Source organism: Chloroflexota bacterium (genome assembly GCA_016235055.1).
Classification (GTDB): domain Bacteria; phylum Chloroflexota; class Anaerolineae; order JACRMK01; family JACRMK01; genus JACRMK01.
This window is the reverse complement of sequence record JACRMK010000059.1, coordinates 35,659-46,996: the sequence shown is the minus strand read 5'-3', so window position 1 is coordinate 46,996 and position 11,338 is coordinate 35,659. Positions and strand designations below refer to the sequence as shown.

At 64.4% G+C, this 11,338-nt stretch carries 9 protein-coding genes and 1 tRNA gene; 3 read left to right on the top strand and 7 right to left on the bottom strand.

Annotated elements, in window-relative coordinates:
* Positions 1 to 96: 96 nt before the first annotated feature.
* Positions 97 to 1,134: a glycosyltransferase family 2 protein gene (locus tag HZB53_15330; GenBank protein MBI5879021.1), complete on the bottom strand. Its 1,038-nt coding sequence runs from the start codon at positions 1,132 to 1,134 to the stop codon at positions 97 to 99.
* Positions 1,135 to 1,538: 404 nt separating this feature from the next.
* Positions 1,539 to 1,612, bottom strand: a tRNA-Val gene (locus tag HZB53_15325).
* A gap of 360 nt (positions 1,613 to 1,972) precedes the next feature.
* Between HZB53_15325 and HZB53_15320 the strand changes: the two genes are divergently transcribed.
* The 3 genes from HZB53_15320 to nth all read left to right on the top strand — a co-directional run bounded on the left by HZB53_15320 (position 1,973) and on the right by nth (position 4,995).
* Positions 1,973 to 3,760, top strand: a complete 1,788-nt coding sequence (locus HZB53_15320) for a beta-lactamase family protein (GenBank protein MBI5879020.1) — start codon at positions 1,973 to 1,975, stop codon at positions 3,758 to 3,760.
* Between the two features lie 71 nt (positions 3,761 to 3,831).
* Entirely contained in the window at positions 3,832 to 4,317 is a 486-nt protein-coding gene (locus tag HZB53_15315) for a GNAT family N-acetyltransferase (protein ID MBI5879019.1), read from the top strand.
* A 9-nt stretch (positions 4,318 to 4,326) separates the two neighbouring features.
* Complete coding sequence (nth, locus tag HZB53_15310) at positions 4,327 to 4,995, top strand: endonuclease III (protein ID MBI5879018.1); 669 nt, start codon at positions 4,327 to 4,329, stop codon at positions 4,993 to 4,995.
* A gap of 86 nt (positions 4,996 to 5,081) precedes the next feature.
* Here the strand turns inward: nth and HZB53_15305 are convergent, their stop codons facing one another.
* The 5 genes from HZB53_15305 to HZB53_15285 form a co-directional block, all read right to left on the bottom strand.
* On the bottom strand, positions 5,082 to 5,834 hold the full coding sequence (locus tag HZB53_15305; GenBank protein MBI5879017.1) for a hypothetical protein: 753 nt from the start codon (positions 5,832 to 5,834) through the stop codon (positions 5,082 to 5,084).
* Between the two features lie 23 nt (positions 5,835 to 5,857).
* Positions 5,858 to 6,841, bottom strand: coding sequence for a hypothetical protein (locus tag HZB53_15300; protein ID MBI5879016.1), 984 nt, complete (start codon positions 6,839 to 6,841; stop codon positions 5,858 to 5,860).
* A 56-nt stretch (positions 6,842 to 6,897) separates the two neighbouring features.
* A complete protein-coding gene (locus HZB53_15295) occupies positions 6,898 to 7,653 on the bottom strand; it encodes a hypothetical protein (protein ID MBI5879015.1) in 756 nt (251 codons plus the stop codon).
* A gap of 111 nt (positions 7,654 to 7,764) precedes the next feature.
* Positions 7,765 to 9,369 carry a hypothetical protein gene (locus HZB53_15290; GenBank protein MBI5879014.1) on the bottom strand — a complete coding sequence of 535 codons (1,605 nt, stop codon included), beginning with the start codon at positions 9,367 to 9,369 and terminating at the stop codon, positions 7,765 to 7,767.
* A 73-nt stretch (positions 9,370 to 9,442) separates the two neighbouring features.
* Complete coding sequence (locus HZB53_15285; protein ID MBI5879013.1) at positions 9,443 to 11,293, bottom strand: family 43 glycosylhydrolase; 1,851 nt, start codon at positions 11,291 to 11,293, stop codon at positions 9,443 to 9,445.
* Between the last annotated feature and the right edge of the window lie 45 nt (positions 11,294 to 11,338).

The following is an 11,338-nucleotide window of genomic DNA, read 5'->3' as shown; positions in this document are numbered from 1 at the left end:
TCGGCGTTGGCTGGATACCAAGCGCTTCCAACTGACACGCTTTCTCCGCTTCATCCGGCGCGAACTGGAAGCGATCTATGACGTAGTCAACGTCATTCACTCTACCGTCGCCCCGCGCTTATAAATTTTGGATCTACTGAGGCTAGTAAGATGACGAAAACGACGGAAAACCGCCCAAGGAGAAGGAATTGGTGACACAATTCTTTCCCATTCGGCTGAAGTCATTGTGCGGCGCTGCTGAATTAACATTCGTTTTCGCCAGTGGACATGCCATTCTCTCAGACCGTCAACGCGTCCTAATATATGACTTGATTCACCGCGTGTACACAAGGCATAAAGAGACATCATAAGATCATAGGCGATAATGAATGGGGCATACCACCATAGTTGCGGAGACGGATAGTTTTTCAAGATCATTGCAATCTTGTTGCGCCCAAGGAGGCGCCATTTCCCCGAGATAGCATCTCTCGTCGAACTTGAGTGGTAGTGATAGACCACCGCAGTTGGGACATATCGGCAATGCCATCCCCTCAAGCGTCCCCGCCATGCTAGGTCTACGTCGTCATGGTATGCGAAGAAATCTTCATCGAATAGTCCAACATCTTCAAGCATATCGCGACTGTAGAGCGCGGCACCTCCGCATGGACCAAAAACTTCAAATGGTTCGGATCCATTCGCCCGATCTTCATCGCCGCCCATACGGTCCCAAGCTATTCCGCATTTATCTATAGAGATGCCGGTCGAATTGATGATCTTTCTTTGTTCAGCGAAGATCATCTTTGATGCCCACATGCCAATATACGGTTCCTTTTGGGCTGTTCTCATTAGACATTCCAACCAATCGGTGGCAACTTCCGTGTCATTATTTAGTGTGACGACATAGGGAGAGCAGGTTGAGATAATTCCTTGATTGGTGGCACGGCCAAAGCCGAAATTGCACGGATTACAAATGACCCGAACGCTTGGGAAATTAGCAGATATCCATTCAGTCGTTCCATCTGTGGACCCATTGTCAACGACAACCGTCTCGAATTCCCGAAAGGTCTGGGCACACACAGTTGGCAAGCATTTCTGGAGCCATTTCTTGCCATTCCAAGTTGGAATAACAATGGAAACTAGGGTGTTGTTTGGCAAGCATTTGCCTTTTTGGCACGTGGTCATGGATCATCGCTTGTGGGGTTACCACAAAGCCATCACGGTCAGCGAGCAGTGTTCTACGCATTAGGCCGTGAGGTGAAGTTCCGGCGTGGATTGCTTAAGCCGAAAATGCTTTTAGCAAATCCAGTATGGATTTGAGATAATGTGGCAATCCACTACGTACGGAAGGCCGCAATATCATTTCGCGCACAGCCAGCTTATCGGATTCTAGAACAAACGAAGCATGTAGCCGAAGCCAACTTCCGTGGCGGCAACAACATCATAACATCATACGCGTGCGCAACGAGTTGAAGAGAATCTGGTAACCTGTAGTACGAAATTTAATGATGAATGTCCATTCACTTTCCGTAAAGTTTATCCCAAGAAAATATCCCAAATTGTGGGCGAGGCAGGGCTCGAACCCGCGACCTTCTGAATGTAAGTCAGACGCTCTGACCAGCTGAGCTACTCGCCCGAATGATTCACCAGAGCTATTATAGCAAAGATTGGCGCGCCGCGTAGTTTCGGCGCATGGCTGCCCACTCGCCTCGCCACCAAGGCGTAACGCCCCCGCCTGTGCAGCCTTGGCGGTGTGAGGCTACCTGGTCTGGGGCACGCCCATCCGTGCGCAATCGCAACGCGCCTTCCCCGCGCGCACGTTTCCGGGGATTCCAGCCAACGTGCGCCTGTCCGCACATGCCGTTTCGGCAAAACGGCGCCGGCGCGCTCGCAAAGTCAGCGGGGCACGTTCACTCCGCCATTCGCCAGCATGCGTGCGGCTGGCTATAATCGAAGGACATGTTGTGACAATCCACCGGCTGAACACAGGAAACCCATGAACACACATTCCTTTGCGGCTGAATCGTCCGCGCCCGGCCTGCCCGGAGCTGAACGACACGCGCAGCTTCTCGCGGCGTGTCCGCGCCTGGAGCCAATCTTCCGGCGCTACGCCGAGCGCCAGCAAATGCCTGGTGTCGCGTATGGCGTGATCGTGGATGGCGAGCTCGTCTTCACGCACGGCTTCGGCGTGCGCGACGTGACCACGCCGGCGCCGCCGGATGCGGACAGCGTGTATCGCATTGCCTCGATGACCAAGAGCTTCGCGGCGCTGGCGATCATCAAGCTGCGCGACGCGGGGTCGCTGCAACTCGCCGCGCCGGCGGCGACCTATGTGCCGGAACTTGCCAGCCTGCGCTATCCCACGGCCGACTCGGCACCACTCACTGTGCAACAACTGTTGACGATGTCGGCCGGTTGGCCGCAAGACGACCCGTGGGCGGACCGGCAATTGTACATTGGCGACGATGATCTCAGCCGGCTCTTCCGCGACGGTGTGACGTTTTCCAATCCGCCGGGCGTCGTCTTTGAGTACTCCAACTACGCCTACATTGTGCTGGGGCGCATCATCGCCAACGTCGCCGGCGTGTCCGCGCTGGACTACATCACACGCGAGATCCTCCAGCCGCTCGGCATGACGGCGACCACATGGCAGCCGGCCACGGTGCCGGCCGCGCACCGGGCGCCCGGCTATCGCTGGGAAGATGAACAGTGGAAGGCCGAGCCGTTGCTACCATCCGGCGGCGATGTCGCCGCGTTTGCGGGCATCAGCAGCTCGGTGCGCGATCTGGCGCGCTGGGTCGCGCTGTTCCAGTCCGCCTGGCCCGCGCGCGACGAGCCGGAAACGGGCCTTGTGCGGCGCAGTTCGCTGCGCGAGATGCAGCAGGTCTGGCGCATGTACCGGCCGGTGATCACGGAGCGCGAGCTTGGCGTGTCGTCGCTGTTCAGTGCGGGCGGCTATGGCTATGGTCTTTCAATCGCGCACAACGGGCGCTATGAGAGCGTGGGGCACGGGGGCGGGGTGCCGGGCTTCGGCTCGCATATGCGCTGGGCGCCTGCCTACGGCGTCGGCATCGTCGCGCTTGCCAATGTTACCTACGCCAATGTCCACGCGGCATGTGCCGACGCGCTCGACGAGTTGCTGCAGGCTAGCCAGGCGCAACCACGCCCGCCTCATCCGAGTGACGCACTGCTTGAAGCGCACGCGCAGGTCATCTGCTTGTTGACGGCATGGGATGACGGGCTGGCCGACACGCTCTTCGCCGGCAATTTCTTCCTTGATAGCGACCGGCCGCACTGGCAGCGCCGGTTGGACGAATTGCGGCGCGACCATGGCGCACTGCACCCCGACGGCGTATTCGAAGTCGAGAACAGCCTGCGCGGACGCTGGCGGATGGCCGGTGAGCGCGGCTGGTGCTGGGTGTTCATCACCCTGTCGCCCACCGTGCCGCCGCGCGTGCAGCACTTGCAGCTCACATCCACCCTGCCGCCGTCGCCGGCCATGCAGTCGGCCGCCGCGCGGCTGGCTGCGCTGGTCAGCAAACCGACGCGCAGCGCATGGCAGCGCCTGGTGGCGCGCGACGCCAACCGCGAGGCGTTATGGGAGCGGGTGCGCCTGGCACACGTGGTGTGCGGCGCCTGCACGGCGGGCGAACTACTGGCCGGTGATGGCGCGGCCTCGGCTACGTTTCGCTTTGTGGGCGAGAAATGCATGTCGGAGGTCGAGTTGACGCTGGATGCAGAAAGTAGCAGGCTGCGCGACGCCGTTTTCCGTGCAGGCCGTTGAACGGGAACGGGAAGGCACGCATACAGAGATATTGGCGCGTCCCCGTCCTTTAGCGCCTTTCGGACACCGATATGCCGGACATTTCCGTGCGCAGACTAATCGATGCCGACCGCGCCGCAGTGTGCGATCTCATCACGCGGCGCTGGGGCGCGGAGACCGTCGTGGCGCACGGGCGCACATACCGCCCGCATATGCTCGACGGCTTCGCGGCTGTGCTTGCCGGTGAAATCGTCGGGCTGCTGACGTTCACTGTGGACGGTGACGCCTGTGAGATCGTCACGCTCGACAGCCTGCGCCAGGGCGCGGGCGTCGGCACAGCGCTCATCGCGGCCATGCGAGACGAAGCGCAACGGCGCGGCTGCCGCCGGCTGTGGCTGATCACGACCAATGATAACCTGCGCGCGCTCCGCTTCTACCAGAAGCGCGGCTTCGTGCTGGCCGTCCTGCACCGCGATGCCGTGACGGCGGCGCGGCGGCTGAAGCCGGAGATCCCGCTGCTCGGCAACGACGGCATCCCGCTCCGCGACGAAATCGAGCTCGAACTCATCCTCGTGTAAAATCAGCGCATGGTCAAACGGAATCCGGCCGACGAAAAGAAGCGCGTGCAGGCGATCCTGCGCCGCCTCCGCAAAGCGTATCCCGACGCGCAGTGCGCGCTGAACCATCGCAGCGCGTTTGAACTGCTCGTCGCGACGATCCTCTCCGCGCAGTGCACCGACGCGACGGTGAACAAGGTGACGCCCGCGCTCTTTGCGCACTGCCCGACGCCGGCCGCGTTGGCCGCCGCGCCGCGCGCGGATGTGGAGGCGCTGGTCAGATCAACCGGGTTCTTCCGCAATAAGGCCAGGAACATCCAGGGCGCGGCTCACGTACTCGTGGAGGAGTTCGGCGGCGAGGTGCCGCAGGGCATGGACGACCTGCTCAGCCTGCCGGGCGTGGCGCGCAAGACTGCCAACGTCGTGCGCGGCGTCTGCTTCGGCCTGGCCGATGGCGTCGTGGTGGACACGCATGTGCGCCGTATCAGCCAGCGGCTTGGTCTCACGAAGCAAGAAGATCCGGTCAAGATCGAGCAGGATTTGATGACCGTCCTACCGAAAACGCGCTGGATCGCGTTCAGCCACGAAGTCATCTGGCACGGACGGCGCATCTGCGATGCGAGGAAGCCGCTCTGCGAGCAGTGCTCACTCTTTGACCTGTGTCCGAGCGGGACGAAACTGCTGAAGGCACGAAGGTAACGCAGCGCGCGTGGAACGAAAGAACAATGGCGGCATCTCAAGGCGAGATGCCGCCGTTATCTGTATTTCGTAGTCCAGACCGCGGCTCAGCGCCGCCTGCCACGCCCGAATATGGCTACCACGGCGAGCGCCGCCAGGGCCAGCGCCGCGCCGCCCTTATCGTCGAGGCCGGTGAAGCCCGCCGGTTGCTGTTGCGCCGGCGCCGAGACGGCGCTGAACGACTCCAGCGTGACCGCTGTGGGCAGCGACCCGGCGAAGACCTGTGCGTTCTCCGTCGCCGTTGGAATCACGACGCCGTTGCGATTGGACAGCGTGACCGCCGTCAGCGTGAGCGGGATCAGTCCCGTGGTGCGCACCCGGAAGTTGATGTGCGCCAGCACCCCGGAACCGCTGACCGGGAGCGACGGGTTGAATTGCGTGACCGCAAACCGGACGGTGCCGGCGCTATTGTCCGCGCGGTTCACGATCACAAAACTGCCGCCCGCGCCGGAGGTCAGCAGCGGGCCGGGCGTGATGCTCGTGATCGTCAGGCTCGTGTCTTCGACCGCGACCGACGCCGGCGGGAAGGTCAGCGTAAAGTCCGCGCCGTACAGATCCACCACATCGTCAATCCGCACATCGACGCTGAACGCACCCGTCGTCACGATTTGGCGCGCCGGGGAGACGCGCGTCGTGGTCGCGGCCTGGGCGGCCGCCGGCCGCGCCTGCGCGGCCAGCAGGCCGCTCAGGCCCGCCGCCAGGAGCGCGCCAAGGCACAGCCACGCCAGCGCGCGCCGTACCGGCCTCATCGCACGCGAGCCAAGCGACCGCCAACGAGTCTCGTTCGTATGTTTCGTCATCGTATGCCACCTCGCTAATGGTTCTACCACGGTTGCGGCGCCGCGCGCCCGTAGTTGCCGCCGGCCAGCACCAGGTCGAAAATGTTGACCACGCCGTCTGCATTGATGTCGCTGCTGCCATCAGCCCCGCAGACGGTCGGCGGCCCGCCGTAGGCCCCGCCCATGCAGGCGAGGTCCAGGATGCTAACCAGGCCGTCGTTGGTGGCGTCGCCGGCGTCGAGCGTCGTCGCGCCGGTCGTGTAGACGCCGCCGGCCGCCACGGCGATGCCGCTGCCGGGTACGGCCGCGCCCAGTTGGTGCGACAGGTACAGCGCGTGCGCGGCGACCAGGCGGTAGACCGAGCCGCCCGTGTCCACCGGCACGACCGCCGTGAATACGCCGGTCAGCGCGTCGAACGGCGTAACGGTCGGCGCAAACACACCGGCGTTGTCGATCAGCGTGACCGTGCCGGTTGTGATCGGCGTCGCGCGCCCCTGCAGGGCTACCACGCCGCCCACGATAGCCGTGCCCTCGACGGTCGTCACTACGCCGCCGCTGCTGAGATGCGCGATCGCAAAGCCGTTGCGGTCGCTCAGGTAGTCAGCGGCATAGGTCAGCGGCACAACCCCGCGTGCCAGCCCGGTGAACGTAATGCGCGCCACAGCGCCGCCGCCGCTGACGGGGGCCGCCGGCGACAGGCGGGTGACCGCGAAGCGGCACTGGCCGCCCGTGCAGGCCGCGTGCCAGCCGCCCGGCACAAACGCCTGGCTCGTGGTGTCCACGAACTCGTTGACAAACGCGCCTTCGGCGCTAACTTTCGAGGCGTCGTAGCCGACCGCCAGTTGGTAGCCGTACAAGTTGCTAATGTCATTTAACGTGATCGTCACGACAGCCGTCGAGCCGACCTGGACTGTTTGTGCGGCCGGCGCGAGCAACAGATGCGCGCCGGTCGCTGCTCCGGCAGGCCGGCCCGGCTGCACGGCGATGGCCAGCGCCAGCGCCGCGCCGAGCAGGCTGCCGAGCGCCATGCGTAGCGCTCTGCGAGCACGACTCCCGGTGGAATACCCCTGCTGTTTCATGGCATTCATAGCCGCGGCCGCCGCAAGATAACGACCCCCGCACCCGCGATCGCCAGCGCCCCAACCACCCCGGCCACAGCGATGCCGACCAGTGCCGAATCGTCGGATAGTTGGGCGGCAGGCGTGCTCTGAGCGACGACTGTCGCTGCTGGCGTCACGCCAGCGGTGGTCACCGCGGCGCGCGGGGGCGTCGGCGAAGGCACAGACGAGGGTGCGGCGGTCGGCGTGGCCGTCGCTTGTGCCGTGGGCGTCGGCGTTGGCGGTTTGGGCTGCACCACGACGATATTGCCCGCCTGCCCGCGCACCGGCAGTTTGCGCCCGGTGCGGTCGGCGATTTCGACAAAGCTGATGGTGAACGCCGTTTGCTTGCCCAGCGCTTTGCCCCGCACCAGCACGCTCACCACGATGCCGCGCCCGCTGACTGGCGGCGACGGGTTCACCTGTGTCGTGACGTACTGCAGGGTGCCCGTCACGTTCTCCGCAGTGTTGCGCACGAGGAAGTCCGGCTTGATGAACGTGCCCGGCGTCATCTGGACGCCGTCTTTCGATGGATCGGCATCCACCACCTCGATGACCGCCGGGTCGAACTTGGCGCGCACATCGATGCCGTAGACGTCCTGCGCGTCTTCCAGCACGATGTTCAGCGTTTCCTGCTGCCCCAGCCCCACCTCCAGCGTCGGCGGGTCGGGGCGCGCCGTCGCGCCGCCCTGCGCCTGCATCGGTGCGACGGTGGCCAGCGCGATCAGCGCGGCCGCCAGCATGAGCCAGAAACTCCGATACCTTTGCAATGTCGTCCCTCGGACTGCCGGGATAGCGGCGCCGCCGGCCGGCGGCGCCGCACTACCACGCCCTATGATACCATCACGATCTGCCTACCACGGCTGCGGCGCGGCCAGGCCGTAGTTGCCGCCCGCCAGCACCAGGTCCAGAATATTGACGACGCCATCGGCGTTAATGTCGCTGCTGCCGGTTGTGCCGCACAGCGTCGGCGCGCCGCCAAATGCGCCGCCGATGCACGTCAGATCCGTCACATCAATCGCACCGTCGTTGGTCGCGTCGCCGCCCTTGAGCAGCGTCGCGGCGACTGTGGCGCTCCCGCCCGGCGTGACCATCGGTCCGCCGGCGGTCAACGTGTTGTGCAGGTACAGGCTGTGGTTGGCCGCCAGGTTGTACGTCGTGCCGCCGGCCTGCGCGGGCACCGTGACCGTGTAGTTGCCGGTCAACGGCCCGTAGGTGGCGACGACCGGCGGGAAGAACGCCGAGGCGTCGGTGAGCGTCACGGTGCCCGTCGCGTCAAGCGGCGCCGCGCGCCCCTGCAGGTTCACCATGCCGTACACCGTGCCGTAGCCGTACACGATCAGGGTCGCGCCGGTGCTGCTGTGCGCTATCGCATTGCCGTTCTTGTCGGACAGGATATCTCCGCTGAACGCCAGCGGCACGGTGCCCGGCGTCAGGCCCGTATAAGTGACGGACGCCAGCATGCCCGAACCGGTGCGCGCCAACTGCGGATCGACGTGCGAAACGGCGAACTTGCAGGCCGTGCCGCTGGAGCAGTCCTTGTTCCATGCGGTCGGGATAAACGCCGGGGGCAGCGTCGTGAAGAAGCCGTTGTAGAACGCCGCCACGGCCGACACATTGGCCGTATGGCTTGTCGAGAACTGGTAGCCGTACAGGTTGTTGATCGATGCAACGTTCAAGCCAAACGTCGCCGTGCCGCCGACCGGGATGGCCGTCGCGCTCGGCGACATGTAGAGGCCGGCGTTGGAAGACGATTCAAAGTCGTAGGTTGTCTCGGCGCCGCTGACGCCGATGATCAGCTTATCGGCATAGCCCTCAAAGCCGGGCGCCGGGCCGCCCGCCTTCAGATGCGTGTAGCCGCCGGCGCGGATGCCGCCGTTCGGGAAGTTCGACAGTACCTGCGCCCAGGTGCATGGCGAAGCTTGCAGGCAGGGCGCGGCGGCCGCGTTGCTGCCCCACCACTTACCTGTCATAGCGTCCCACGTCTGCCAGGTGTTTTGCAGCACCGTGCCGCCGGCCGCCATGTACGGCTCAAAGACCATGCGCCCCTTCCAGCCGGTGTCCAGATCGTCCAGGTTATTGTCGAAGTCGAATTGAAGCGCGACGGCCAGGTTGTTGCCCGCATCGACCGACGCGCGATAGGTCGCGTATTGCAGCGTCGTAAGCGTGCTGAACTTCGTGTTAGCATACGCCATCGTACTGATCGTCTCGCGCGCGGTCGCGTCGAGCACGAAGTGCACGCTGCCCGCGCCCGATGGCGGCGTGCCGGGGCCAATCATGAAGTTGGCCACGCCAACACCGGCAACCCCGTCGTCGCTGAAGACCCACCCGTTCATCGCCGCGGGTGAGACAGTGATGGTGGTCGCCGCGTGCGCCACTGGCGGCGTGCTGAATGACGCCAGCAATACCAGCAGCACGAGCATACTGGCCGCCACGGTGAATTTCTTATTGGGTCGCATAGGTCTCCTCATACGCTGGTGTCGGTGGGTGGGCCCCCTGCCAAAGGCCCACCCCGATCATCACTCCGGCAAACTACCACGCCTGGTTCGACGTCTTGCCGTAGTTGCCGCCCGCCAGCACCAGGTCCAGAATGTTGACGAGCCCGTCCGCATTGATGTCGCTGCTGCCCTGCCCGCTGCACGTCCCCGGCGCGGCGCCGAAGTCGCCGCCGATGCACGTCAGGTCGGCCAAGCCAATCGCGCCGTCATTGGTCGCGTCGCCGCCCCACAGCGTGGTCGTCGCCTGCGGGAAGCTGCCGCCCGCCGTCAACGCCACGCCAGTATTGAGATTGCTCAAGTACAGACCGTGCGACGCGACGGCGTCAAACGCTGAACTGCCCGCGTAGAACAGCACCGGGGTGGACCACGCGCCCGTAGCGGCATCGAACGCCACCGTCACCGGCGGCGCGTAGCCCTGCTGGTCGTAGAGCGTGACCGTGCCCGCGTCGGTCGGCGTGGTGCGGCCCTGCAACTGCACGACGCCGCTCACCGTCGCGCTGTTCATGACCGTGATGAAGCCGGTGTTAGCGCTGTGCATGATCGGCGTCGCGCCGTAGTCCGAGAGGATGTCGCTGCCGAACGTCAGCGGCACCTCACCGCCCGCCACGCCGGTGAAAACGATCTTGGCCAGCGCGCCCGAACCGCTGACCGCCGCGTGCGGGCTAATGCCTGCGACCGCGAACTTGCAGACGCCCGCCGCGCACGCAGCGCTCCATGTGGGCGGAATTGAGGCGTTCGTCGCTGTATCGTACAAGTCGTTCTCAAACGATCCGACCGCGGAGACTTTGGCCGAGTCGTAGTTCACCGTGAACTGGTACCCCGCCAGGTTCGTCACCGCGCTGATGTCGATGTACACGGTAACATTGCTGCTAACGGCGACGCTCGTCGCCAACTGCCGGAAGGTCAACTGCGCCTGATTGGTCAGCGTAGCCAGCCCGATCGCGTAGCTGCCGCCCGCCGAGTAAAACACTTTCCAGGTGCCATCAAGCACAGCGGCGGCGTAGTCGGTCGAGTCGTAACCCGCCTCCCAGCCGGTCGCCGATGGGCTGATGATCGCGTTGGCGTCCTTGGTCCACGGTCCGGTGGTACCAGCGGCGGTGGCGTGTCCAATCAGCCAGCGCCCGCCGTTGTTGCCGGAGTAGAACATCTCGTACGCGCCGCCGTTCTGCACGACGTAGGGCGCATACACCTCGTTCTGGTCCCACAGGCCAGCGGTGCCGACCATGGCCGGGCCGGCATCCTTCGTCCACGTGAAGCCGTCGGGCGACGTGGCGTGCCCGATGCGGAAGTACGGCCAGCGCGCGGTGCCGGAGTACCACATGTGGTACGTGCCGCCGACGTTCAGCACCGACGGATCGCGCACGTACTGCGAATCCCACGCCGACGGGCTGCCCTTGGTCAGCACGGGGTTGCTGGCATACTTGGTCCACGTCAGCCCGTCGGTCGAGGTCGCGTAGCCGATCGAGTTGGTGCCGGCGGCGTTGCGGCCCATGTACCACATCCGGTAGTCGGACGCGCCGTTCTTCACCACGCTGGCCGTGACCGCGCGCGCGTCATCCCACGCGCTGGCCGTGCCGCGCGCCAGCACCGGCGCGCCGCCGTTGCCGCACGCCCACGTCAGGCCGCCATCGGTGGTTGTCGCGACGTAAATATCCGAGCCGTTGGCGCGGCCGCTGAAGTACATCTTATAGTTGCCCGCGCTCTCAACCACGATGGCGGGTTTGAAATGTTCGCCGGTATAGCACAGCGTCCCATTTACCACTGGGCCGGTCCCGTATTTCACCCACGATAGGTTGGCCGGAAGCGCAGCACTGACGCCGGAAGCGGAGATCAGCAGGCTCGCCAGCAGGGCGAATGCAAGTGCGCCAATCAATCGAGATTTCATGCTTTTGCCTTTCCAGGCTCTTCGGGTCTTCTAAACCCGAAGGGT